This window comes from Microbacterium sp. MYb54, from assembly GCF_002979515.1.
Lineage (GTDB): Bacteria > Actinomycetota > Actinomycetes > Actinomycetales > Microbacteriaceae > Microbacterium.
Genome location: NZ_PCPA01000004.1, coordinates 31,788 through 55,612 on the forward strand (window position 1 = coordinate 31,788; position 23,825 = coordinate 55,612).

General features: G+C 66.8%; 23 protein-coding genes. 20 read left to right on the forward strand and 3 right to left on the reverse strand.

Features of this window, described 5'->3' with window-relative positions; all coding sequences use genetic code 11:
• Positions 1 to 15: 15 nt before the first annotated feature.
• Positions 16 to 1,356, forward strand: a complete 1,341-nt coding sequence (locus tag CQ040_RS05715; RefSeq protein ID WP_105525708.1) for a class II 3-deoxy-7-phosphoheptulonate synthase — start codon at positions 16 to 18, stop codon at positions 1,354 to 1,356.
• Positions 1,357 to 1,453: 97 nt separating this feature from the next.
• Here the strand turns inward: CQ040_RS05715 and pknB are convergent, their stop codons facing one another.
• Both pknB and CQ040_RS05725 read right to left on the reverse strand, forming a co-directional pair.
• Positions 1,454 to 3,400 (reverse strand): Stk1 family PASTA domain-containing Ser/Thr kinase, encoded by a 1,947-nt coding sequence (gene pknB, locus CQ040_RS05720; RefSeq protein WP_105525709.1) that lies wholly within the window; start codon positions 3,398 to 3,400, stop codon positions 1,454 to 1,456.
• Between the two features lie 78 nt (positions 3,401 to 3,478).
• Positions 3,479 to 4,672, reverse strand: a complete 1,194-nt coding sequence (locus CQ040_RS05725; RefSeq protein ID WP_258131166.1) for a LysM peptidoglycan-binding domain-containing protein — start codon at positions 4,670 to 4,672, stop codon at positions 3,479 to 3,481.
• 130 nt (positions 4,673 to 4,802) lie between these two features.
• On the opposite strand from CQ040_RS05725, the gene CQ040_RS05730 reads away from it, so the two are divergent.
• The gene (locus tag CQ040_RS05730) at positions 4,803 to 5,162 is read left to right on the forward strand and encodes an Rv2175c family DNA-binding protein (protein WP_374954116.1); all 360 of its coding nucleotides are present in this window, start codon (positions 4,803 to 4,805) and stop codon (positions 5,160 to 5,162) included.
• 13 nt (positions 5,163 to 5,175) lie between these two features.
• Here CQ040_RS05730 and CQ040_RS05735 read toward each other — a convergent pair whose 3' ends face one another.
• Entirely contained in the window at positions 5,176 to 6,264 is a 1,089-nt protein-coding gene (locus CQ040_RS05735) for a polyprenyl synthetase family protein (RefSeq protein WP_258131167.1), read from the reverse strand.
• 97 nt (positions 6,265 to 6,361) lie between these two features.
• On the opposite strand from CQ040_RS05735, the gene CQ040_RS05740 reads away from it, so the two are divergent.
• From CQ040_RS05740 to lspA, 18 genes are all read left to right on the forward strand, one after another.
• The gene (locus CQ040_RS05740; RefSeq protein ID WP_028501510.1) at positions 6,362 to 6,736 is read left to right on the forward strand and encodes a DUF3040 domain-containing protein; all 375 of its coding nucleotides are present in this window, start codon (positions 6,362 to 6,364) and stop codon (positions 6,734 to 6,736) included.
• Positions 6,737 to 7,003: 267 nt separating this feature from the next.
• Complete coding sequence (mraZ, locus tag CQ040_RS05745; protein ID WP_028501511.1) at positions 7,004 to 7,435, forward strand: division/cell wall cluster transcriptional repressor MraZ; 432 nt, start codon at positions 7,004 to 7,006, stop codon at positions 7,433 to 7,435.
• A gap of 102 nt (positions 7,436 to 7,537) precedes the next feature.
• The gene (rsmH, locus tag CQ040_RS05750; protein ID WP_028501512.1) at positions 7,538 to 8,476 is read left to right on the forward strand and encodes a 16S rRNA (cytosine(1402)-N(4))-methyltransferase RsmH; all 939 of its coding nucleotides are present in this window, start codon (positions 7,538 to 7,540) and stop codon (positions 8,474 to 8,476) included.
• Complete coding sequence (locus CQ040_RS05755) at positions 8,473 to 9,036, forward strand: hypothetical protein (protein WP_105525711.1); 564 nt, start codon at positions 8,473 to 8,475, stop codon at positions 9,034 to 9,036. The genes rsmH and CQ040_RS05755 overlap by 4 nt, the downstream gene beginning before the upstream one ends.
• A 25-nt stretch (positions 9,037 to 9,061) precedes the next feature.
• Positions 9,062 to 10,831, forward strand: a complete 1,770-nt coding sequence (locus CQ040_RS05760) for a penicillin-binding protein 2 (protein ID WP_105525712.1) — start codon at positions 9,062 to 9,064, stop codon at positions 10,829 to 10,831.
• Between the two features lie 27 nt (positions 10,832 to 10,858).
• Positions 10,859 to 12,271, forward strand: a complete 1,413-nt coding sequence (murF, locus tag CQ040_RS05765; RefSeq protein WP_105525713.1) for a UDP-N-acetylmuramoyl-tripeptide--D-alanyl-D-alanine ligase — start codon at positions 10,859 to 10,861, stop codon at positions 12,269 to 12,271.
• Positions 12,268 to 13,374: a phospho-N-acetylmuramoyl-pentapeptide-transferase gene (gene mraY, locus CQ040_RS05770; protein ID WP_105525714.1), complete on the forward strand. Its 1,107-nt coding sequence runs from the start codon at positions 12,268 to 12,270 to the stop codon at positions 13,372 to 13,374. The genes murF and mraY overlap by 4 nt, the downstream gene beginning before the upstream one ends.
• The gene (gene murD / locus CQ040_RS05775) at positions 13,346 to 14,899 is read left to right on the forward strand and encodes a UDP-N-acetylmuramoyl-L-alanine--D-glutamate ligase (protein ID WP_105525715.1); all 1,554 of its coding nucleotides are present in this window, start codon (positions 13,346 to 13,348) and stop codon (positions 14,897 to 14,899) included. Before mraY ends, murD begins: the two co-directional genes overlap by 29 nt.
• Complete coding sequence (gene ftsW, locus CQ040_RS05780; RefSeq protein WP_105525716.1) at positions 14,868 to 16,073, forward strand: putative lipid II flippase FtsW; 1,206 nt, start codon at positions 14,868 to 14,870, stop codon at positions 16,071 to 16,073. Before murD ends, ftsW begins: the two co-directional genes overlap by 32 nt.
• Positions 16,070 to 17,146, forward strand: a complete 1,077-nt coding sequence (locus CQ040_RS05785) for a glycosyltransferase (protein ID WP_105525717.1) — start codon at positions 16,070 to 16,072, stop codon at positions 17,144 to 17,146. Before ftsW ends, CQ040_RS05785 begins: the two co-directional genes overlap by 4 nt.
• A gap of 40 nt (positions 17,147 to 17,186) precedes the next feature.
• A complete protein-coding gene (gene murC / locus CQ040_RS05790) occupies positions 17,187 to 18,587 on the forward strand; it encodes a UDP-N-acetylmuramate--L-alanine ligase (RefSeq protein ID WP_105525718.1) in 1,401 nt (466 codons plus the stop codon).
• 3 nt (positions 18,588 to 18,590) lie between these two features.
• Complete coding sequence (locus CQ040_RS05795) at positions 18,591 to 19,523, forward strand: FtsQ-type POTRA domain-containing protein (RefSeq protein ID WP_105525719.1); 933 nt, start codon at positions 18,591 to 18,593, stop codon at positions 19,521 to 19,523.
• A gap of 165 nt (positions 19,524 to 19,688) precedes the next feature.
• Positions 19,689 to 20,831: a cell division protein FtsZ gene (gene ftsZ / locus CQ040_RS05800; RefSeq protein ID WP_105525720.1), complete on the forward strand. Its 1,143-nt coding sequence runs from the start codon at positions 19,689 to 19,691 to the stop codon at positions 20,829 to 20,831.
• Positions 20,828 to 21,535, forward strand: a complete 708-nt coding sequence (locus tag CQ040_RS05805; RefSeq protein WP_105525721.1) for a YggS family pyridoxal phosphate-dependent enzyme — start codon at positions 20,828 to 20,830, stop codon at positions 21,533 to 21,535. The genes ftsZ and CQ040_RS05805 overlap by 4 nt, the downstream gene beginning before the upstream one ends.
• Before the next feature lie 42 nt (positions 21,536 to 21,577).
• Entirely contained in the window at positions 21,578 to 22,057 is a 480-nt protein-coding gene (locus CQ040_RS05810) for a cell division protein SepF (RefSeq protein WP_028501522.1), read from the forward strand.
• A gap of 3 nt (positions 22,058 to 22,060) precedes the next feature.
• Positions 22,061 to 22,360: a YggT family protein gene (locus tag CQ040_RS05815; protein WP_105525722.1), complete on the forward strand. Its 300-nt coding sequence runs from the start codon at positions 22,061 to 22,063 to the stop codon at positions 22,358 to 22,360.
• 181 nt (positions 22,361 to 22,541) lie between these two features.
• The gene (locus CQ040_RS05820; protein ID WP_028501524.1) at positions 22,542 to 23,135 is read left to right on the forward strand and encodes a DivIVA domain-containing protein; all 594 of its coding nucleotides are present in this window, start codon (positions 22,542 to 22,544) and stop codon (positions 23,133 to 23,135) included.
• 9 nt (positions 23,136 to 23,144) lie between these two features.
• The gene (lspA, locus tag CQ040_RS05825) at positions 23,145 to 23,825 is read left to right on the forward strand and encodes a signal peptidase II (protein WP_258132750.1); all 681 of its coding nucleotides are present in this window, start codon (positions 23,145 to 23,147) and stop codon (positions 23,823 to 23,825) included.

The following is a 23,825-nucleotide window of genomic DNA, read 5'->3' on the forward strand; positions in this document are numbered from 1 at the left end:
ACTAGGCTGGAACGCATGCTCCCGCACCACATCGAAGCCCTTGATGCGTGGCGCTCGCTTCCCATCAAGCAGCAGCCGCAATGGCCCGACGCGGACCGCGTCGCCGACGTCTCCCAGCAGATCGCGACCCTCCCGCCGCTCGTGTTCGCCGGTGAGGTCGACAACCTGCGCGACCGACTCGCGCGTGCTGCATCCGGCCGTGCTTTCCTCCTGCAAGGTGGCGACTGCGCTGAGACCTTCGCGGGAGCGACGGCCGAGCAGATCCGCAACCGCATCAAGACCGTCCTCCAGATGGCGGTCGTGCTGACCTATGGCGCGTCGATGCCCATCGTCAAGATGGGCCGCATGGCCGGTCAGTTCGCGAAACCGCGATCGAGCGACACCGAGACCCGCGGCGACGTCAGCCTGCCCGCCTACCGCGGCGACATCGTGAACGGCTACGACTTCACAGAAGGCTCTCGTCAGCCCGATCCCGGTCGGCTCCTGCAGGGGTACCACACGGCGGCATCGACGCTGAACCTGATCCGCGCGTTCACCCAGGGCGGTTTCGCCGACCTTCGCGAGGTGCACTCCTGGAACAAGGGCTTCGCGCAGAACCCGGCGAACCAGCGCTACGAGCGCATGGCTGCGGAGATCGACCGCGCCATCAAGTTCATGGAAGCCGCCGGAGCCGACTTCGACGAGCTCAAGCGCGTCGAGTTCTTCACGGGCCACGAAGGCCTGCTCATGGACTACGAGCGGCCGATGACGCGAATCGACTCCCGTACTGACACGCCGTACAACACGTCGGCGCACTTCCTGTGGATCGGTGAGCGCACGCGCGAGCTCGACGGGGCGCACGTCGACTACTTCTCGAAGATCCGCAATCCCATCGGTGTGAAGCTCGGTCCGACCACGTCGCCCGACACGGCGCTGGCGTTGATCGACAAGCTCGATCCGAACCGCGAGCCGGGTCGTCTGACCTTCATCACGCGCATGGGCGCCGGCAAGATCCGCGATGCGCTTCCGCCGCTGCTCGAGGCCGTGCGCGACTCGGGTGCTCAGCCGCTGTGGGTCACGGATCCGATGCACGGCAACGGCATCACGACGCCCACGGGCTACAAGACGCGTCGTTTCGACGATGTCGTCGACGAGGTGCGGGGCTTCTTCGAAGCGCATCGCGCGGTCGGCACGTTCCCCGGCGGCATCCACGTCGAGCTCACCGGTGACGACGTCACCGAATGCCTGGGCGGGTCGGAGCACATCGACGAGGCGGCACTGGCCACGCGCTACGAGAGCCTGTGCGACCCACGACTGAATCACATGCAGTCGCTCGAGCTCGCCTTCCTCGTGGCTGAGGAGCTCGAGAAGCGCTGACACTCCCGTCGCTGAGACGAAGAAAGCCGCCCTCCCGGAATCATCGTGGAGGGCGGCTTTCTCGTTGCGGCCGGTCTCAGCCTCGTTGCGTCCGGGCTCAGCCGCTCAGCTGGATCGAGAGGTTCACTGTGCCACCATTGGGGAGTGACTTGTCAGGGCCGGGATCCTGACCTGTGACCTTGGCCATCTCTGCGAAGCCCGGCAGGTCGCCCCAGGCGGCGTAGGTCGACTTGAAGCCCTTGTCGGAGAGGATCTTCTTCGCATCGTTCAGAGTCTTGCCCGAGACGTCGGGGACCGGGAAGAGCTCTGGTCCCTTCGACACGATGAGCTGCACGTTGTCGCCCGGACGCCAGTTGCCCTCTTCTGCGCGGTCGGCGACGCCGATGACCACGTCCTTGGCGACGCTGTCGCTGAAGACGTATTGCGGGTCGGTGGTGACGGTGAGGCCCTTGTCTGTGAGGGTGGAAGTCGCCTCGCCGACCGACATTCCCGAGACGTCGGGGAAGTCGCCGGCGGAGACGTACAGCTCCACAGTGTCGTCTTCGAAGATCTCGCAGCCGTCACCGCAGATGTAGGCGTCGCCGCCGGCCCTCGGCGTGACGTAGGCGTTGATGACGATGCCGGCGTCGGCGTCGGAGAACAGCAGCAGCGACTCGTCCGTGACCTTGACGTTGAGGCCGGTGAGGTAGTCGCGAGCGTCTTGCTCCGCTCGCCCATTCAGTGCATCGAGGGTGTGGTTGGCGGGTCCGGCGGACACGATGACCGCGACAGGGGCGCCCTTGTCGAGCCGGGTGCCTTCTCCCGGGTCGGTCTCGATGACGGTCCCTGCCGGGATGTCGATCGAGAACTCATCTTTCTGCGTGGGGACGAAGCCGGCTTCTGTCAGCACCGTCGCGGCGTCGTCGTAGGTGCCTCCGGCGACGGTCGGCACGGCGATGAGCGATCCGGGGCCGGAACCGAACCACCAGCCGACGCCGCCGGCGAGCACCGCCAGCAGCAGGACCAGTGTGAGTAGGAATGCGCCGCGCGCGCGCCGTTTGGAGGCCCGTCGGCGCAGGAGCGTCGCGTTGTCGATGGCGGCGGGGACGGGCGCGGTGGGATCGGCGATCACCATGGTGCCAGGCATCACCTTGGTGAGGTCGCCCGAGTCGGCGTGGCTGTGCTGCGGAGCGGTCGCTCTGGCCGCGGTCGGGGCGATACCGAGGTCGCGCTCGATCTCGCGCAGCCGATCGAGCATCTGCTGGGCATCGTCCGGTCGCTCGTCCGGTGACTTCTCCGTGGCCCAGAGCACGAGCTCGTCGAGCTGCTCGGGGACAGCGGGGTTACGGGCGCTCGGTCGAGGCACAGACTCGGTGGCGTGCTGGAACGCGATCTGCATCGGCTGCTCGCCCTTGTACGGCTGTTCGCCGACCAGCATCTCGTACAGCATGATCCCGAGCGCGTAGATGTCGCTGCGGGCGTCGGCGGTGCCTCGCGTGACGAGTTCGGGGGCGAGGTAGGCGATGGTGCCCAGCAGCTGCTGTCCGGTGGCGGTGTTCGCCGTCGTCGCCCTCGCCAGTCCGAAGTCGCCGATCTTGATGCGACCGTCTTCGGCGAGGAGCACGTTCTCCGGCTTGACGTCGCGGTGGACGATGCTGGCGCGGTGCGCGGCGGAGAGGCCGGCAAGGATCGCGTCCATGATCGTGATGGTCTGCGGGATCGTTAGCCGCTTCTGCTCGCGGAGCAGTTCGCGCAGCGTGATGCCGGGCAGATACTCCATCACGAGATACGCGAGCTCGCCATCCTGACCCTGGTCGAACACGTTGACCACATGTGGGTCTGCCAGGCGGGCCGCAGCTCTGGCCTCTTGGATGAAGCGGCTCTGGAAGGCGGAGTCGTCGCTGAGATGCGCGTGCATCACCTTCAGAGCGATACGTCGTTCGAGGCGGAGGTCGGTGGCGACGTAGACCGTGGCCATGCCACCGCGGGCGATTCGAGCGCGAACTCGGTAGCGGCCGTCGACAAGCCGCCCGATGAGGGGGTCGGCCTGCTGATTGGTCGTCACGTCAGAATTCTATGGAGAATTGCCTGAGAGACAGGGGAGCGGCTCACCCCTCGGCCCTGTGGGTTTTCCCGGATGTCGTCAGTTGTAGAGCGCGAGCCAGGCATATGCTTGCGTCTCCCACTGGCCGTACTTGTCCGGATAGGCGGAGATCTGCACGGCTTGGGCCGCCGATGTGAACGACATGTTCTCCCAGCCGGCGATGTCCAGGAGCCCGCGCGTCATCTGTCCGTTCGGGTCGTTCTGCCCTCCATAGAACACGCGAGTGCTCCGGTCGGCGTCCATGATCTGCGCGGGCGTGCCCCATCCGGTGCTCGGGCGCTGCTGGAAGATGCCGAGTGAATCGCGATCGCCCCAGTCGAGGTTGCGCAGGTCGGATTCCACCATCCCGGTTGCGAGGGCGATGGCGATGGCGCGATCAGAGACGCCGAGTTCTCGGCCGATGCGGATGATGAGTGCCGCGTTCGAGGCCTGCTCTGCGGAGAGCGCTGCGGTCTGCTGGCCACCGGCCGATGCGGGCGCAGGAGCGGGGGCTGCTGCGGGGCTCGGAGCGCCTTGCACGGCCAGCGTCTGGCCGGGGTAGATGATCGACGACGACCCCAGGCCGTTCAACGCGAACAGCGTCTGGGGCGTGGTGCCGTACTTCTGTGCAATGCCGAAGACCGTATCGCCGGCGACGACGGTATGGGTCGCGGTGGACCCGGGCGCAGGAGCGGGAGCTGCGGCCGGGACCGCTGCCGGGGTCTGCGGTGCAGGGGATCCGGAGACGACCAGGCTCTGGCCGGGGAAGATGACCGATGCGCGGGTGAGTCCGTTTGCTGCCAGCACGGCATCGACCGTGGTCGCGTACCTCTGGGCGATGGCGTACACGGTGTCGCCGGCGACGACCTCGTGCGTGGTCGAGGCCGCGGGGGAAGGGGCGACCGCGGGTGCGACGGAACCGGCAGCAGCCTGAAACGTCAGAGTCTGCCCCGGATAGATCACCGACCGCCAGGAGAGTCCGTTCCACGTCAGGATGTCGACCGTCCGCAGGCCGAAGCGTGTCGCGATGGCCGACACGGTGTCGCCCGGCTGGACCACATAGTTCGTCGGTGCCGCCTGCGCAGGCACCACAGAGGCCGGCAGCAGGCGCTGGCGCTCGACCGTGGCGTTGTCGTGCATGACAGCAGCGTCGGCCGGCGCCGCGCTGAGTGTGGTCGCCAGGGCACCGAGCACCGCGGCGGGTGCTCCGATCCGCAGGTGTCGCGTTCGACGCGTGGCGGTCTTGAGTATCAAGGCTTGCCCCCTTTTCGAGCTTTTCACGCTGACACGGATGTAAACAGAAGTCAACAGAAGTGACGCAAGTGAAAGGTGTGACTGGAGGGGCGACATGCGACAGGCCAGCAGAGGTGAGATAGTTGGCAACGTGTCTGAGAACGTTGCTGGAACCCCTGCCGCTGCTCCCGCCGAGTGGCTGACGATGCCCGACCTCGTCGAGGCGCTCGATGTGCCCCTCGGTCGCGTACGTCGTCTGATCGACGAGCACTACCTGGTGGGGTCGCGTCGCAGCGGCGTCTTCGCGGTGCCTTCCGTGTTCATCGTCGACGGCCACCCGTTGAGCTCGTTGCGCGGAACGGTCATCGTGCTCCAGGATGCCGGCTTCTCCGATGACGAGCTGATCGATTGGCTCTTCGCCGAGGAGGAGTCGCTGGGCCGTTCGCCGATCGATGCTCTGCTCGCGGGGCACAAGAGCGCCGTCCGCCGCCTCGCACGCACGCTCGCCTGAGGGCGAGTCCCGCTCAGGCCGAACGCACTGTGGCTGCGCGCGCGAGGTCTCGCAGCTCGCCGACCGCGGCGTTGTCGAGCCGCGCGCCAGTCAATGCCCGATCGGCTTCTCGCGCATAGCCGGCGATCATCGCCTCAACCTGATCCAGCGCTCCGGATCCCGTGATCGTCGCCTGCAGGAGCGACACCTGCTGCGGTGTCAGTTCCGGGTCGCCGAGCATCTCGTCCAGGAGATTCCTCGCAGAGGCGTCAAGGCTCTGTCTCGTGAGCGCGATCAGCACTGTGCGCTTGCCCTCTCGAAGATCATCCCCGGCGGGCTTTCCGGTGACGGATGCGTCACCGAACACGCCGAGCACGTCGTCGCGCAGTTGGAAGGCCATGCCGATCGGATGGCCGAAGTCGCGCAGCGCCGACATCTGATCGGAATCGGCGCCGCAGAATGCTCCGCCGAGGACCAGCGGCTGCTCGATGCTGTATCTGGCGGACTTGAGCGATGCCACGCGCAGGGCCCGTTCGGCGTGGAGGGTTGCATCGTTCACACTCCAGGCTGATTCTTCAGCGATGTCGAGGAACTGCCCTGTGGTCACGTCTCGCCGCATCCTGGCGTATTCGGAGCGCACGACGCGGGCGTGCGGTTGTCCCTCGAGTGCCGACTCCAGCAGATCGTCGCTCCACGCGACGAGAAGATCGCCGAGGAGGATGGCCGACGCGCGACCGAAGGCCTCTGCATCCCCGGACCATCCCTCCTGGCGATGAGATGCCTCCAGGGCCCGGTGCGCTGCGGGGCGGCCGCGACGCGTGTCGGAATTGTCGATCAGATCGTCGTGGACGAGCGCGGCCGACTGGAAGATCTCGAGCGCAGTGCAGAGATCCCACAATGCATCAGTCTCCGTCGCGTCGCGATCGCCGAATCGAGCGACAGCACGCCAGCCGGCGTGGCAGAACCGCGCACGCAGCCGCTTGCCTCCCGCGAACGTGCCGTCGGCGGCATCGAGGAATGCCTGCGCATCCGGACCGTATTCCGATGCTTCTTCGCGCATCTTCCAGAGGAAACGGGCGAGGTGTGCGGCGACGGCATCGGGGACAGGGGAGGAGGACGGCACGACTCCCAGCATACGTAAAGCAAGGCAAGGCCGAACTGCTAGCCGAGGAAGCCTCAGCGCGCGTAAGATAGAAGGCACAATACCCGAGGGGGACGAAATGCCACTCTCCGAACAGGAGCAGCGTCTGCTCGACGAGATGGAACGCCATCTCCTCCACAATGATGCCGATGTCGTGACCGCGCCGTCTGGTGATCGCGCGCTGAGCTACCGAAATCTCGTCTACGGTGCGCTCCTTCTGCTCGCCGGGGTCGGCGGTCTGATCGCCGGAGTCATCCTCGGCGGCGTGTGGGGCGTCGTCGTCGGAGTCGTCGGATTCGCGGCGATGCTCGCCGGTGTCATGGTCGCAGTCACTCCTGTGCGACGCACGACTGCAGCCGAGCCGCGCGAGCGATCGGCTCCCAAGAAGCACGAGTCCGCCTCGTTCATGGATCGCATGAACGACCGGTGGGACCGCCGCCAGGACGGTCACTGACCCTCTCCACACACTTCACGACAGAAGCCCGGATGCTGAGCATCCGGGCTTCTGCCGTTAACTTCCGGATCCGGTCGGCCCGCTTCTGAGCGGCCGGCGTTCCTCCACCGGTGCTCCACCTTCCTCCACCGCGAGTTTCCGCGGTTTTTTGGTGCGCCCGACGGGCGCAACGCTGCCATTGCGTGGATTGGTCGTAGGTATGTGGAGGAAAGTGGAGTAAAGTGGGGCGCACCTCGAGTTGGCCGGACGCAGAGGGGGTGATGGCCGATGTTGCTGGGTACGCATTCACCGAAGCTGGACGACAAAGGACGGGTCATCCTTCCTGCGAAGTTCCGCGAAGACCTCGGCGGCGGCATCGTCGTCACCCGAGGCCAGGAGCGATGCCTCTACGTGTTCAGCACGGCTGAGTTCGAGGCCATGCACGAGCGGATCCGCCAGGCGCCGCTCGCCAACAAGCAGGCGCGTGACTTCATGCGTCTGTTCCTCTCCGGTGCGAGTGCGGAGATGCCAGACAGCCAGAACCGCATCACCATCCCCGTGCACCTGCGTCAGTACGCGGGGCTGCAGAAGGAACTCATCGTCACCGGAGTCGGCGCCCACGCCGAGATCTGGGATGCCGAGAGCTGGAACGCCTACCTCGCCGCCGGTGAGGAGACCTACTCCGACCTCGAGCAGGAGGTGATTCCGGGCCTCTTCTGACCACGGCTGTGATGCCCCGCCGCTCCCGCCCCGACACACTTCCCCGGTGCCGGGTCGCGAAGCGGAGGGGGATCAGAGCCGAAGGTCACCCCGAGAAAGATCATGAACCTCCGAGACATCCACACCCCAGTACTGCTCGACCGCTGCGTCGAACTGCTCGCTCCCGCCCTCCAGGCGGACGGAGCGGTGCTCGTCGATGCCACTCTCGGCATGGGCGGGCACTCCGAGGCGCTGCTTGCACGCTTCCCGAACATCCGCCTGATCGGACTCGACCGCGACACCGATGCGCTTCGCATCGCAGGGGAGCGGCTCGCTCGCTTCCGTGACCGGGTAACGCTCGTGCACACGGTGTACGACGAGATCGGCCTTCATGCGCAGGGTGCCTCGGGCATCCTCTTCGACCTCGGGGTCTCCTCGCTGCAGCTCGACGAGGCCGAGCGTGGCTTCGCCTACTCGAAGGATGCTCCGCTCGACATGCGGATGGACCAGACGAAGGGCGTCACTGCGGCCGATGTGATCGCCACGTACAGCGAGGGCAACCTCCGCCGCATCTTCGAGCGCTACGGCGAGGAGAAGCTCGCAGGACGCTATGCGCGCTTCATCATCGCGGCACGCCAGAAGCAGCCGATCACGCGTTCCGGTGAGCTCGTCGAGATCCTGATCGCCGCGACACCCGCCGCAGCCCAGCGCGCAGGCCACCCTGCCAAGCGCGTGTTCCAGGCTTTGCGCATCGAGGTGAACACGGAACTCAACGTGCTCGCAGATGCGATCCCGTCGGCCATGGATGCGCTCGGTGTCGGAGGCCGCATCGTCGTCATGTCGTACCAGTCGCTCGAAGACCGCCTCGTGAAGCAGGCTTTCGCCGCTGCATCCGCCTCGACCGCACCGGCGGGGCTTCCGGTGGAGCTCCCCGAACACGCTCCGCGGTTCCGCATCCTGACCAAGGGTGCTGAGCTCGCCGACGACGAAGAACGCGCGCGCAACCCGCGGGCGATCCCGGTGCGCCTGCGCGCCGCCGAGAAGCTGCGGGAGAGCGCATGAGCCTGAACGCCGTAGTCCGCAAGCCGGTGCAGCCGGTCGTACCGGAGAAGAAGCCGCAGCGGAAGCTGCAGCCCGTCACGCGTCCTGCGGTGCGCCGCAAGCCGAAGCTCGCCTACGCGCTGGTCGCTCTCGGCGGTGCCCTCGCGATCGGCGCCGCACAGATCGCTCTGTCGCTCGCGACCACTCAGGACTCGTTCACACTCGCGAGCCTCTCGTCGCAACAGCGTGAGCTGAACCTCAAGGCCCATGCCCTCCAGGAGGAGCTCACCGGTCTGAGTTCGCCGCAGGTGCTCGCCAACAACGCCGCCGGACTCGGAATGGTCGTCGCCGGCTCGCCGTCGTATCTGCGTCTCAGTGACGGAGCCGTATTCGGCACCGGCGCAGGTGCCGACTGGACCTCGACAGTGAACCCCGAGGGCGTCGGCGCAGTGAGCAACTCACTCATCGTCGAGCCGCCCCCGCCCCTGCCTGCGGAGACCGACGAGGGGACGACAGAGGCGCCGACGCAAGACCTCCCGCCGTCGATCACCGACGGCCTCCCCAGCCCCGCCACGCACTGACACCGACGATCGACGGAGAGATCCCATGACGACCCGAGCAACCCGCGGACCGCGGCGACGCACCGTCGTCGCACTCGCGGTCATCCTTTCCGTGCTGGCCGCCTTCGTCGTGCGACTGGTCGACATCCAGGTCGTGAGCGCAGACGAGCACGTCTCCGAATCGCTCGAGCACCTCGGCGCGAGCTCATCCATCCCCGGACAGCGTGGATCGATCGTCGACTCCGGCGGCACTGTCCTGGCCTCCAGCGTGTTGGTCTACGACGCGCAGCTCAGCCCGCAGGTGATCATGCTGGTCGAGGAGAAGGACCCGAAGCTGCCGTGGGCCGAGGCCTCCGACAAGATCGCGGCCGTCACCGGGCAGACCGGAGATGAAGTGCGAGCGCTGGTGTCGAACGCACTCGCGGAGAACCCGAACAGCCAGTACGTGGAGCTGAAGCGCGGTCTCAACACCGACCAGTTCATGAAGCTCAGGGCGCTGGGCATCTCCTCGTACCTGAGCATGCCGGCGCGCGAGACACGGGTGTACCCGAACGGAGCGGTTGCCGGCAACGTCCTGGGGTTCCTCGACAACTCGGGTAAGGCGCAGGCGGGCGTGGAGCAGCTGGACAACTCATGCTTGGCCCCCATCGACGGCGAGGAGACCTATCGCAAGGGCAAGGATGGGGTCGTGATCCCCGGGAGCGAGCAGACGGTCGATGCCGTGAACGGCGGTTCCGTGCAGCTGACCATCAACAGCGACCTGAACTGGTACCTGCAGCAGATGATCGCCGAAGAGGCGCAGACGCAGGGTGCCAAGGGCGGCACCGTCACCGTCGTCGAGGTGAAGACCGGGAAGATCCGCGCGGCGGCCGAGTGGCCGGCACTGGATCCGAACAATCTCGATGCGTCGACCCCCGCGACCAGAGCCAGCCAGATCTTCCACCACGACTTCGAGCCCGGATCGACCTTCAAGGCGATCACTGCGGCTGCGGCGATCGAAGGAGGGGGGCTGACCCCGCTCAGCACCGTCAGCGCTGCCTCCCGGGAGAAGTTCCCGAACGGCGCTGTCGTCAACGACGCTTTCAGCCATCCTGCGTACAACTACACCCTCGCCGGCGGACTCATCGATTCCTCGAACGTGGCGCTGTCGAAGTTCGGCACCATGGTGAGCCCCGAGGTGCGCTACGACTACCTGGAGAGGTTCGGCGTCGGCGAGAAGACGCTCGACTTCCCCTCCGAGGTCGGGGGCATCCTGCACCCGGTCAGCGACTGGGACAACCAGTCCCTCTACACGACGACGTTCGGGCAGTACTTCACGGTCACGGCTGCACAGCTCGCCGGCGCCTACCAGGCGATCGCGAACGGCGGGGAGAAGATCGACCTCTCACTCGTCGAGTCGTGCACGGGCGCCGACGGCACCGTCACGACCCCGGCCGACCCGAAGCGCGAGCAGATCATCAAGGAGCAGACGGCCGCCGACCTCACCCGGATGCTGGAGAACGTGGCCGTGCAGGGTGGCAACGCCGAACGCATCCAGGTTCCCGGCTACCGGGTGACCAGCAAGACCGGTACGGCGCAGGTCTCCGACGGCAACGGCGGCTACAAGGCGGGGGTGTACTACACCAGCATGGTCGGGTTCGCGCCGGTCGACGATCCGCAGTACGTGGTCGTGGTGACCCTCGATGAGCCGACTAAGGTTGTATCGTCCGCGGCCACCGCATCCGCCTTCCAGAAGGCGATGACGCAGGTGATGAAAACCTATCGCGTGATGCCGTCCTCTGTCCCGATGGACGAGCTCCTCCCCAAGTTCGGATAGTCGGCGAGAGCCGCGCATGGAGATGACATGATCGCCCTGACGCTCGCTGAGATCACTGCCGCAGTCGGCGGTGATCTGCGCGTGGCCGGAGAAGATACGACCGAAACCGTTGTCGACGGTCTCGTCGACACCGACTCGCGAACGATGGGTCCCGGCTCGATCTTCGTGGCCAAGCCCGGAGCCGAGACCGACGGGCACAGGTTCGTCGGCTCGGCCGTTGCCGCGGGAGCCGTGCTGGCGATCGTCGAGCATCCTGTCGACGTCGCCGTCACCCAGATCGTCGTGCCCGACGCGGTCGCAGCTCTCGGAGCACTCGCCAGAGAGGTCGTCGCGCGCGTCCGTGCCGGTGGCGCGCTCCGCATCGTCGGCATCACCGGATCGAATGGCAAGACCACCACCAAGAACTTCCTCGCGCGCATCCTCGAGGGCGAAGGCGAGACCGTCGCCCCCGTGAAGTCGTTCAACAACGAGGTCGGCGCTCCTGTCACCATGCTGCGCGTCACCGAGAGCACCCGATTCCTCGTGAGCGAGTTCGGAGCCGCGGCGCCGGGGAGCATCGCTCACCTCGCAGGCCTCGTCGAGCCGGATCTCGCCGTCGTGCTGATGGTCGGCATGGCGCACGCCGGGGGATTCGGCGGGATCGAGGCGACGGCGAAAGCGAAGGCCGAACTCGTCGACGCAGCCCGGGTGCCCGGAACCGCAGTGCTCAACGTCGATGACCCCAGGGTCGCGGCCATGCGCGAAATCGCGGACTCTCGCGGACTGAGCACGGTCGGCTTCGGCCAGGGCCCCACGGCCGACGTTCGTGCGCACGACATCGAGGTATCGGCCTCCGGCACGTCGTGCATCATCGAAGCGGCCGGACAACGGCTGCCCCTGCGACTGCGCGTGCTCGGTGCGCACCACGTGTCCAACGCGCTGGCGGCCATCGCCGCGGCGCTCGTGCTCGGTGTCGCTCTCGCCGACGCGGTCGCGCGCCTGGAAACGGTCGAGATCGCCGAGCGGTGGCGCATGCAGCCCTTGGGCAGCGATCGCGTGCGAATCATCAACGACGCCTACAACGCCAGCCCGGACTCGATGGCTGCTGCTCTGCGTACGCTCGCACAGATCACGGGACCGACGGAGCGCACGGTCGCGGTCCTCGGCGCCATGAGCGAACTCGGGGAGAGCGCAGGGGAGGAGCACGATCGGATCGGGCTGCTCGCCGTGCGTCTCAACATCCAGCGAATCGTCGTGGTCGGCCCCGAGGCGAGGCGGCTCTATCTCGCGGCGGTCGGCGAGGGCTCCTGGGACAGTGAGGCCGTGCATCTGCCTGACCAGGATGCGGCGTTCGAGTTTCTTCGCACCGAACTCCGCGACGGCGACCGCGTGCTCGTGAAGTCATCCAATTCCGTGGGCCTGCGGCATCTCGGCGATCGTCTGGGAGAATTGTTCTCGTGAGGTCACTCATCATGTCGGCGGCGATCTCGCTCGCTTTCACCCTGTTCCTGACTCCCGTCTTCCTCCGGCTCTTCCGGAAGTGGGGCTGGGGGCAGGTCATCCGCACCCCGGAATCCGTGCACAACCCGAGCCATGAGGCGAAGCGGGGTACCCCCACGATGGGGGGCGTCATCTTCATCCTCGGCTCCATCGTCGGATACTTCACCGGAGTGTTCGTGAGCGGCGAGGTGCCTGCTCTCTCCGCCCTCCTGGTGATCTGGCTGATGGTCGGCTTCGGTGCCGTCGGATTCATCGACGACTACATGAAGGTGCGCAGTCAGCGCAGCCTCGGGTTGTCCGGTTGGCGCAAGGTGATCGGCCAGCTGCTGGTCATCATCCCGTTCGGGATCGTGGCGCTGAACTCTCCGAACAAGTGGGGGCAGACACCCGCGAGCGCTTCCATCTCGCTTTTCCGTGACATCACCTGGCTCAACCTCTTCGCGTTCGGCGTCGTCCTCGGCTGGATCCTGTACCTGGTGTGGATCTCGATCATCGGTGTCGCGACCTCGAACAGCGTGAATCTGACCGATGGGCTCGACGGCCTCGCCGCCGGCGCCGGCGTCATCGTCGTCGGTGCTTACAGCGTGATCGCGTTCTGGCAGTTCAAGCAGCCCTGCATCGGCGGTGATCCCGACGCGCTCGGCGGGTGCTACGAAGTGCGGGATCCGTTTAACCTCGCCATCATCGCCGCCTCGGTCGCGGCGGCCCTCATCGGCTTCCTGTGGTGGAACGCGCCGAAGGCCAAGGTCTTCATGGGCGACGTCGGTTCGATGGCGATCGGCGGTGTCATCACGGCGATGGCGATCCTCACCCGCACCGAGCTCCTGCTTCTCGTGATGGCAGGCGTCTTCGTCCTGTCCTCCGGCTCGGTCATCCTGCAGCGCGCTTACTTCAAGATCACCCGCGGCAAGCGGCTGTTCCTGATGAGCCCGTTCCACCATCACCTCGAGATGCGCGGATGGTCCGAGGTCACGATCGTCGTGCGGATGTGGATCATCGCGGGCCTGCTCGCGGTCTCGGCCGTCGGGCTCTTCTATGTCGAATGGCTCACCCGTGTCGACTGATCGACTCGCCGGACTCACGAGCTGGAACGCTGATTGGAGCGGCCTGCGCGTCGCCGTGCTCGGTCTCTCCATGACGGGTTTCTCGGTGGCTGACACCTTGGCTGAGCTCGGCGCCGACGTCTTGGTGCTCAGCGAATCGGCCGAAGAGGAGTACGAGCGACTCCTCCCTGTGATCGGTGCCCGGCTCGAGCTGGGCTCGCTCACCGAGGTGCCGGCCGCTCTCATCGACTTCGCCCCCGAGGTGGTTATCGCCTCTCCGGGGTTCCCTCCGTCGCATCCGCTCATCCGCTGGGCGCAGGACTCGGATGTCGCGATCTGGGGCGACGTCGAACTCGCCTGGCGCGTTCGTGACAAGGTCGTCCGCACCGACGGGACGCCGGCTGACTGGGTGCTCATCACCGGCACCAATGGCAAGACCACGACGACCCAGCTGACGGCGACGCTGCTCGTCGAGGGCGGACTGCGTGCAGCACCGTGCGGCAACATCGGGGTACCGGTTCTCGATGCCGTGCGCGACCCCGCAGGCTTCGACGTCCTCGTCGTCGAGCTCTCGAGCCATCAGCTCTGGTACCTCGGGCAGTCCCGATCCGAGGGAGAGCTCTTCCCCTACGCCTCCGTGTGCCTCAACCTCGCGGACGACCACCTCGTCTGGCACGGAAGCGCCGAGGCCTATCGCGACGCGAAGGCAGTGGTGTATCGGAACACCCGCGTCGCGTGCGTCTACAACAAGGCCGACGAGGCCACCCGGCGGATGGTCGAGGAGGCGGACGTGGTCGAGGGTGCCCGTGCGATCGGCTTCGATCTCGGCATCCCCGGTCCCAGCGACATCGGCGTGGTGGAGGGGCTGATCGTCGATCGGGCCTTCCTCGACGACCGTGCGCGCAGCGCCCTCGAACTGACGACCGTCGCCGACCTCGATGCCGCAGGACTCGCCGCTCCCCACATCGTGCAGAACATCCTCGCCGCCAGCGCCCTGGCGCGCTCTCTCGGTGTCGAGCCGGAAGCGATCCATGCGGCGCTGCAGTCGTTCCGCCTCGGTGAACATCGCATCCAGGTCATCGCACGGCATCGGGGCATCACCTGGGTAGACGACTCCAAGGCGACGAACCCGCATGCTGCCGCGTCCTCGCTGCGGGCGTATCCCGGCGCCGTGTGGGTCGTCGGGGGCGATCTGAAGGGCGTCGACATCGCAGACCTCGTCGCGGACGTCGGTGCCACCGCGCGTGCGGCCGTCGTGATCGGCGTCGAGCGCGCCACTGTCGTCACGGCATTCCAGCGACACGCGCCCGGGGTGCCGGTGTTCGAGGTGGATGCTGGCGAGACTGGACAGGTCATGAACCGTGTCGTGGAGATCGCCGCGGGGATCGTCGACGACGAGGGCACAGTTCTGCTGGCTCCGGCGGCGGCATCCTTCGACCAGTTCTCCAGCTACGCGGATCGCGGCCATCGCTTCGCCGAGGCGGTGCGGGAGTGGATCGACCGGGGGAGCGCCGATGACACAGGTATCCCGCCCTCCGCGCTCTGAGTCGGGCGGCCTCGCGGCCAGGGTCTCGCTGGGACGCCGGTTCACCCCGGTGTCGACCGAGTTTCTACTCATCGCGTCGACCGCTCTGCTGCTCACTCTCTTCGGCCTCGTCATGGTGCTCTCCGCCACCAGCGCGACCGCCGTCGCCAAGGGTGTGAACCCCATGGACGGTGTACTCCGCCAGGGGGTGTTCGCGCTCCTCGGCATCCCGCTGATGTTCCTGATCAGCCGTCTGCCCGTCGACTTCCTCAAGAAGATGGCGTGGCCGGCGCTGTTCGGCGCCGTCGCCCTGCAGATGCTCGTGTTCACGCCGTTGGGGATCGAAGACGGCGGAAACCGGAACTGGGTGAAGATCGCAGGCTTCACCCTGCAGCCCTCCGAGTTCCTCAAGCTCGCGCTCGCGCTCTGGATCGCTGCGGTCCTGTTGCGCAAGCGCACGATGCTCGGCACCTGGCATCACGTGTTCATCCCCGTGATCCCGGTCGGTGCGCTCGCGATCGGCACCGTGCTCGCCGGAAAAGACCTCGGCACCGCGATGGTGCTGGTGCTCATCCTTCTCGGCTGCCTCTTCTTCTCCGGGGTCAAGCTCCGCCTGTTCATCATCCCGCTGATCCTCGGTGTCGTCGCGGTGCTCGCCTACGCACTCTCGAGCGAGGACCGGATGCGGCGCATCACGGCGACCTGCGACAACATGGCGTTGTACTACACCGACTGCTACCAGTCGATCCACGGGATCTGGGGGATGGCCACCGGTGGCATCTTCGGGCTCGGACTCGGCAACTCGCAGGAGAAGTACGGCTGGCTCCCCGCGGCAGGCAACGACTTCATCTTCGCGATCGTCGGTGAGGAGCTCGGCCTGATCGGGTGCATCGTGGTGCTCGCCCTGTTCACGTTCTTCACGATCGGCGCGTTCCACATCATCCGCAAGACGCCGGATCCCTTCATCCGGGTCGCGGCCGGCGGCATCACCGTCTGGATCGTCGGTCAGGCCGTGATGAACGTCGGCGTCGTCATCGGTCTCTTCCCCGTGATGGGCGTCCCGCTTCCGTTCATGTCCCAGGGCGGCACCGCGCTGCTCGCCGTGCTCATAGCGTGCGGCGTGCTCCTCGCCTTCGCGCGCACGATTCCTGTGGTCGAGAAGCAGCCGGCCGAGCGAGGTAGGGTCGCCAAGTGACCTCGTATCTCCTCGCCGGCGGTGGCACCGCCGGCCATGTGAACCCCCTGCTCGCCGTCGCGGACGGCCTCCGCGCGCGTGATGTCGAAGCTTCCGTGCTCGTGCTCGGGACGGCCGAGGGGCTGGAGTCCCGTCTCGTCCCCGCGCGCGGCTACGAACTCCTGATCGTCGACAAGGTGCCGTTCCCTCGGCGTCCGAACAGACAGGCGATGTCCTTCCCCGGGCGATTCCGTCGTGCTATCGCCCAGGTACGCGAGCACATCCGTCGGCACGACATCGACGTGGTCGTCGGCTTCGGGGGATACGCCTCTGCGCCGGCCTACGTCGCCGCCCGGCGTGAGGGTGTTCCGTTCGTGGTGCACGAGGCCAACGCCAAGCCGGGACTGGCGAATGTTCTCGGTGCACGCCGTGCAGCCGCAGTGGGCGTCGCCTTCGAGGGCACCCCGCTTCGCGGCGGCGAGGTGGTCGGCATGCCCTTGCGCCAGGAAGTGATCGCCCTCGACCGCGCGGCGTCGCGTGCCGAGGCGGCCGAGTACTTCGGCCTCGACGCTGACCGCCCGGTCCTGCTCGTCTTCGGCGGCTCCCTCGGTGCGCAGCGTCTCAACGACGCCTTCGCCGATGCCTGGCGGGACGTCTTGGACGCCGGATGGCAGCTTCTGCACGTGACGGGCGAACGCAGCGACCTCCCCGACCCCGGTGTCGCCGGCTATTCGCTGCATCGCTATGTCGACCGCATGGATCTGGCCTTCGCCCTGGCCGATCTGATCGTGTCCCGCTCGGGGGCGGCGACCGTGAGCGAGATCAGCGCCCTCGGGATCCCTGCGCTTTATGTGCCGTACTCGGTGGGAAACGGCGAGCAGCGGCTGAACGCCGCATCGGCAGTCGCTGCGGGAGCGGCCGAGCTCCTCGACGACGCCACCTTCGACGGCGACGCTGTGCGCCGCATCGTGGTCCCCCTGCTGGGCGACCGCGCACGCCTCACACGGATGGCCGCAGCAGCCGAGACCGCCGGGACGCGCAGCGGCACCGAGAACGTCATCACCCTCATCGACCGCGCACTCGTCGCCGCCTGACGCGGTCGACGAGACGGAAGAAAAGTAGACTGAAGCGGACATGATCAGACCCGACCTCTCCCTCCCCATTCCCGAGACGATCACCTCTGCGCACTTCATCGGCGTCGGTGGTTCCGGCATGAGCGGTCTCGCGAAGATGTTCCTCGACGCAGGCATCCGCGTCTCCGGCAGCGACCGCGCCGACAGCGACAACCTGCGTGCACTGGCCGCAGCGGGGGCGACAGTCCATGTCGGCCACGATGCGGCCTACCTCGGCGATGCAGACACGGTCGTGCACACCGGAGCGATCTGGCCGGAGAATCCCGAGTTCGTGACCGCGAAGGACCGGGGGCTCCATGTGATCCACCGTTCTCAGGCGCTGCACTGGCTGATCGGCTCCCGTCGACTGGTCTCGGTCGCAGGCGCGCACGGAAAGACCACTTCGACGGGCATGATCGTCACCGCGCTGCGCGGACTCGGCGCTGATCCACACTTCGTCAACGGTGGGGTGATCGAGCAGCTCGGCACCTCGAGCGCGACGGGTTCAGGCGATCTGTTCGTCATCGAGGCCGACGAATCCGATGGAACCTTCCTGCTGTACGACACTGCGGTCGCGCTGATCACGAACGTCGACCCCGACCACCTCGATCACTACGGATCGGATGAAGCCTTCCACCAGGCGTTCGTGCAGTTCGCGGACGCCGCGACAGAGGCCGTGGTGATCTCCAGCGACGACGCAGGGGCGCTGCGAGTCGGAGCCGGTCTCTCGCACCCGAACGTGCTGACCTTCGGTCAGGCTGAGGGAGCGGACGTGCGGGTCACCGACATCCTCGCCGCGGGGCCCGTCGCTGCGACGCTGACGCACGGCGACGAACAGGCACGGATGCAGCTCGCCGTTCCCGGGGTGCATAACGCCATCAACGCGGCAGGGGCCGTCACGGTGCTGCGGGCACTCGGCTACCCCCTCGGCGACGCCGTTCGCGCCGTCGAAGGCTTCGCCGGCACCGTACGCCGTCTGGAACAGCACGGCGTCGAGCGCGGTGTCACGGTGTACGACGACTACTCCCACCACCCCACGGAGGTGCGAGCCGCTCTGGAGGCCATGCGAAGCATCGCAGGCTCGGGACGGATCATCGCGATCCAGCAGCCCCACACCTACTCCCGTACGCAGCACATGTACCAGGAGTTCGCCGACGTCCTCGAGGAGTTCGCGGATCACACCGTGATGCTCGATGTGTACGGAGCTCGGGAAGATCCCGTGCCCGGCGTCACCGGAGAGCTCGTGAGCGGCGCGTTCCGCGACCCATCGCACGTGCACTATGTCGCGGACTGGCAGTCGGCCGCGGATTACACCGCGACCGTCGCACGTGACGGTGACTTCGTCGTCACCCTCGGATGCGGCAACGTCTACCAGATCATCCCGCAGGTCTTGGATTCGCTGCGTCGGACCGACGAGGCATAGCCGATGCGCCGGCCCGCACCGCCTCCGATCACCCCGGAGCGCCCGGGGGAGAAGGATGCCGCCGCGGCGGGGAAGTCCCGCCAGCGCAGACGCGATGCCGGAGCCGGGGAAGATGCCTCCTCGCCTGACGACCCGACGCCGGGAGAGTCACCGGGGGACCATTCAGCGGATGACCCACAGCCGACATCGACCAGGGACGTCTGGCGAGCAGCCCGCGCCAGACGGAAGGCGCTTCGTGCGGAGATCCGCCGGTTCACGCAGCGATCCCGCCGTCGGCGGATCATCTGGTTGAGCAGCATCGGCGCTGCCCTTCTGCTCATCGGGGGCAGCATCGCCGCGGCGTACAGTCCTCTGTTCGCGGTCCAGAAGATCACCGTCGCCGGTGCGACGAGCCTCGACCCCGCCGCGATCGAGGGTGCCCTCAGCGATCAGCTCGGCACCCCGCTGGCTCTCGTGGACTCGAGCCGCGTGAAAGCTGCGCTGCTTGCCTTCCCCCTCATCGAGACCTATGCGCTCGAAGCTCGACCGCCGCACGATCTGACAGTGCGCATCGTGGAGCGCACCCCTGTGGGCGTCATCCGTTCGGAGGCGGGCTACACACTGGTGGATGCTGCGGGCGTCGCTCTCTCCACCACCTCCGATCAGCCAGCGGGGCAGCCGGTGATCGACGTCGAAGGTGGCGTGGACTCGGAGGCGTTCCGCAGCGCAGGTCTCGTGGTGCGGTCGCTGCCGGCCGACGTCCGAGCCGGGCTCACCGGGGTGCGCGCGACCACGGCGGATGATGTGACGCTCACCCTCAGCAGCGGACTCACGGTCGTCTGGGGCAGTGCCGAGGAATCCGTTCTCAAGGCCGCTGCCCTCTCCGCGACGATGATCGCGAACCCGGGTGCCGAGACCATCGACGTCACGTCTCCCGACGTGGCCGTCGCCGGCTGACAGCTTTCGCGGGGGAATGGCGCGACACGCCCGTGTCTTCGCGCGTGCGCGGCCGGGCGGCGCTTACCTTCGATCAAAGAGAACGCAATACCGGGAAATACTTTACACCTCTAGTTGAGGTTTAAGGTTCGCCCACTTCAAGGCTCGAATAATCGGAGGCCGGCCATGAGCCAGAACCAGAACTACCTCGCCGTGATCAAGGTCGTCGGCGTCGGCGGTGGCGGCGTCAACGCCGTGAACCGCATGATCGATCTCGGTCTCCGTGGAGTCGAGTTCATCGCCGTGAACACCGACGCGCAGGCGCTGCTCATGAGCGACGCCGATGTGAAGCTCGACGTCGGCCGTGAGCTCACGCGTGGACTCGGGGCCGGAGCGGATCCGGAGGTCGGCCGTCGCGCTGCGGAGGACCACGCCGAGGAGATCGAGCAGGCCCTGACCGGTGCCGACATGGTATTCGTGACCGCAGGTGAAGGCGGCGGAACCGGTACCGGAGGCGCTCCCGTGGTCGCGCGCATCGCGAAGTCGATCGGCGCCCTCACCATCGGTGTCGTCACCAAGCCGTTCTCGTTCGAGGGTCGTCGTCGCCAGAGCCAGGCGGAGGCGGGCGTCTCCAAGCTCAAGGAAGAAGTCGACACCCTCATCGTGGTGCCGAACGACCGACTGCTCGAGATCAGCGACCGCGGAATCTCGATGATCGAGGCGTTCGCGACTGCTGACCAGGTGCTTCTCGCCGGTGTGCAGGGCATCACCGATCTCATCACGACCCCCGGTCTCATCAACCTCGACTTCGCCGACGTCAAGTCGGTCATGCAGGGCGCGGGTTCCGCGCTCATGGGCATCGGCTCCGCGCGCGGCGCCGACCGTGCGATCAAAGCGGCAGAGCTGGCAGTGGAGTCCCCGCTCCTCGAGGCGAGCATCGAGGGCGCGCACGGCGTACTGCTGTCGATCCAGGGTGGCTCGAACCTCGGCATCTTCGAGATCCACGATGCCGCTGATCTCGTGAAGGAAGCGGCGCACCCCGAGGCGAACATCATCTTCGGTACCGTCATCGACGACACGCTGGGCGACGAGGTGCGCGTGACCGTGATCGCCGCCGGCTTCGACGGCGGAGGACCCTCCCTGCGCCTGGACCCGATGGTCGTCACGCGCCCCTCCACGGCGTCCCTCCCCGAGGTCGCCCTCGCGGAGGAAGCGGAGACGGCGAGCGAGAAGGTGCAGCCCGAGCCCGTGCAGCAGCGTGTTCCTGCCACCAGCATCGAGCCGGCTTTCGTCGACGATGACATCGACATCCCCGAATTCCTGAAGTGACCTTCCGGGTCGACGCCCAGGTGCCTTCGGCTCTGGCTGCGCGGCTGTCGGCGATCGATGAACGCATCGCCGATGGCGCGCGGGCAGCGCGGCGGGATCCGGGGGAGATCACCAGGATCGTGGTGACCAAGTTCCACCCGGCGTCGCTCGTGCGCGACCTGCACGGTCTCGGCGTGCAGGATGTCGGGGAGAACCGTCAGCAGGAGCTGTCCGCGAAGGAATCAGAGCTCACCGACCTCGGCCTGCGCTGGCATTTCATCGGTCAGGGGCAGACCAACAAGGCGGCAGCGATCCGGAGAAGCGCGGACGTCGTGCACTCGGTCGATCGCGGACGATTCGCCGATGCTCTGCACCGGGCGGCTGACGGCGACGATCTGCTCGACGTGCTCGTGCAGATCAACCTCACCGATGATGCGGGTCGTGGGGGAGTCGCGCCCGCCGAGGCTGTCGCCCTCGCTGAGCACGTCCTCACCCTGCCGTCGCTGCGGCTCCGCGGGGTCATGGCCGTCGCACCACTCGATGAGGAGCCCGCCTCTGCTTTCGCCCGTCTGCGCGAGGTTGCCGACAGCATCCTCGCCGTGGAGCCTTCCGCGTCCTGGATCTCTGCCGGGATGACCGGAGACTTCGTCGAGGCGATCGCTGCCGGCGCGACACACCTTCGGATCGGCTCCGCAATCACCGGGCCCCGGCCCGACCGGGGTTAACCTGTGAAAAGACCAGCCCGAACGTTCGAACCGGAGGACACGATGGGTAACCCGCTGAAGAAGACCATGGTGTATCTCGGCCTCGCCGACGAAGAAGAGGTCTACGAGGAGGAGACGCAGGCGCCTGCCCGCGCTCACCGTGAACGTGATCGCGACCGTGATCGTGAGGAGCCGGCACCGGCCCCCGTCACGCCGTTGCGACGCCCCGTCGCCGTCCGCCAGCCGTCTGCAGGAGCCGTGAACGAGATTCTCACCGTCCACCCGAAGCAGTACCGTGATGCGCAGCTGATCGCGGAGAGCTTCCGCGAGGGCATCCCGGTCATCATCAACCTCTCCCAGATGAGCGATGCCGACGCGCGTCGGCTCATCGACTTCGCGAGTGGACTCTCTCTCGGCCTCTACGGCCGGATCGAGCGAGTGACATCGAAGGTGTTCCTGCTCTCGCCGGAGAACATCGCCGTCTCGGGTCACGGGGGCATCGCACACGCAGACGCTGAGTCTGCGGGCTTCGACCAGTCGTAGCCCGTGCAGCTGGTCTCTGTCGCCGCGAGCATCGTCCACCTGGTGCTGCTGCTGTACGTGTTCGTGCTTTTCGCGCGCCTGATCCTGGATTACATTCCGATGTTCAATCGGGAGTGGCGTCCGAAAGGATTCGGCCTGGTCGCCGCTGAGGCCGTCTACACGCTCACCGATCCGCCCATCCGCTTCTTCCGACGGATCATCCCGCCGCTGCGGATCGGATCCCTCTCCCTCGACTTCGGGTTCACGCTCACTCTGCTGATCGTTCTGATCCTGATGAACGTCGTAGGGATTTTCATCCGCTGAAATCCCGGCGTGTCTCCTGTGACCACGGCAACGACTTCGCTGACTCTGGGTGTCGTGACATCGCGACGCCAATGCGCGGGGACTATGCTGGCACCCAGGTGCGCGCCCCGGGTTCGCGCCACATCACGACCACGCCATACATCGATACTGGCAATCGAACTCATCGAAAGAGGAGCCACCCATGGCACTTACCCCGGATGACGTCGTCACCAAGCAGTTCCAGCACGTCCGCTTCAAGGACGGCTTCGACCCGGACGAGGTGGACGACTTCCTCGACGAGATCGTCATCGAGTGGCGCAAGGCTCTCGAGGAGAACGTCGAGCTGAAGGCCAAGCTGGCCGCGTACGAGTCCGGTGCTGCTCCTGAAGCCGCCGCTCCCGCCGCCGTCGAGGCTCCGGTTCCCGCCCCCGTCGCCGAGGTTCCTGCGGAGCCCGCTCCGACCGGTTCCGCGACCGCAACCGCCGGCATCATCGAGCTCGCACAGCGTCTGCACGACGAGCACGTCGCCGAGGGTGAGGCCAAGCGCAACGCGCTCATCGCCGAGGCCGAGACCGAGGTCGCTCGTATCCGCACCGAGGCCGAGGCCAAGCAGCGCGAAGAGTCCGCACGTCTGGAGCGCGAGCGCAACACGCTCGAGGCCCGGATCACCGAGCTCCGCAATTTCGAGCGCGACTACCGCTCGCAGCTGCGCGGCTACATCGAGGGCCAGCTCCGTGAACTCGACGAGAAGTCGACGTCCACGGATTCCACCCCCGTTTCCGCGATCGGTCTGTAAGGCGCCCTCTTGTCAGGACGCCGTTCCCTTCGTCGGTCGGCGGCCGGTGCGATCGTTGCGATTCTCGCAGCGCTCGTGCTGGCCGCCGATCAGTTTGTGAAGTACCTCACGGTCGAGAACCTCCCGTACCAGGAGCCGGTTCCGGTCCTGGGTGAGTTCCTTCAGCTGTACTACGTCCGTAACCCCGGTGCCGCGTTCTCCCTCGGCTCCGAGGTCACCTGGATCTTCACGATCGCACTCGCGATCGTCGCCTGTGTGATCGTCTGGAAGGCTTTCGGCATCAAGTCGCGGCTCTGGGCGGTCGTCCTCGGCTGTCTGCTGGGTGGGGTGCTCGGCAATCTCAGCGACCGCCTCTTCCGCGAACCCGGCTTCCCGGTTGGTCACGTCGTCGACATGATCTCGATGCCGTGGATGATGCCGGCGATCTTCAACGTGGCCGACATCTTCATCGTGACGGGGATGATCTCGGTCGCACTCCTGGTTGTCTTCGGCCTCCGCTTCGATGGCACACGCGAGCGCGATCACGCCGTGGTCGAGACCGAAGAAGAAGCGGAAGCAGCGGCTGCGGCCGCCGTCTCAGCGACTGAGACCGACGACGATGCAGTGGATGCCGATGACTCCACCACCGTCCGCCCGAAAGACGACGACGCGCCTTCGGAGGATGCGACTCCCGCATCGGAAGGTCGTTGA

Bases quoted from the DNA above. Each gene is read 5' to 3' on its own strand.
- CQ040_RS05795 (WP_105525719.1), top strand. From the start codon at position 18,591: ATGCGCCGGCCCGCACCGCCTCCGATCACCCCGGAGCGCCCGGGGGAG.
- CQ040_RS05760 (WP_105525712.1), top strand. From the start codon at position 9,062: ATGACGACCCGAGCAACCCGCGGACCGCGGCGACGCACCGTCGTCGCA.
- CQ040_RS05715 (WP_105525708.1), top strand. From the start codon at position 16: ATGCTCCCGCACCACATCGAAGCCCTTGATGCGTGGCGCTCGCTTCCC.
- CQ040_RS05820 (WP_028501524.1), top strand. From the start codon at position 22,542: ATGGCACTTACCCCGGATGACGTCGTCACCAAGCAGTTCCAGCACGTC.
- CQ040_RS05755 (WP_105525711.1), top strand. From the start codon at position 8,473: ATGAGCCTGAACGCCGTAGTCCGCAAGCCGGTGCAGCCGGTCGTACCG.
- ftsW (WP_105525716.1), top strand. From the start codon at position 14,868: ATGACACAGGTATCCCGCCCTCCGCGCTCTGAGTCGGGCGGCCTCGCG.
- murD (WP_105525715.1), top strand. From the start codon at position 13,346: ATGTCGAATGGCTCACCCGTGTCGACTGATCGACTCGCCGGACTCACG.
- murF (WP_105525713.1), top strand. From the start codon at position 10,859: ATGATCGCCCTGACGCTCGCTGAGATCACTGCCGCAGTCGGCGGTGAT.
- ftsZ (WP_105525720.1), top strand. From the start codon at position 19,689: ATGAGCCAGAACCAGAACTACCTCGCCGTGATCAAGGTCGTCGGCGTC.
- rsmH (WP_028501512.1), top strand. From the start codon at position 7,538: ATGAACCTCCGAGACATCCACACCCCAGTACTGCTCGACCGCTGCGTC.
- CQ040_RS05740 (WP_028501510.1), top strand. From the start codon at position 6,362: ATGCCACTCTCCGAACAGGAGCAGCGTCTGCTCGACGAGATGGAACGC.
- murC (WP_105525718.1), top strand. From the start codon at position 17,187: ATGATCAGACCCGACCTCTCCCTCCCCATTCCCGAGACGATCACCTCT.
- CQ040_RS05810 (WP_028501522.1), top strand. From the start codon at position 21,578: ATGGGTAACCCGCTGAAGAAGACCATGGTGTATCTCGGCCTCGCCGAC.
- mraZ (WP_028501511.1), top strand. From the start codon at position 7,004: ATGTTGCTGGGTACGCATTCACCGAAGCTGGACGACAAAGGACGGGTC.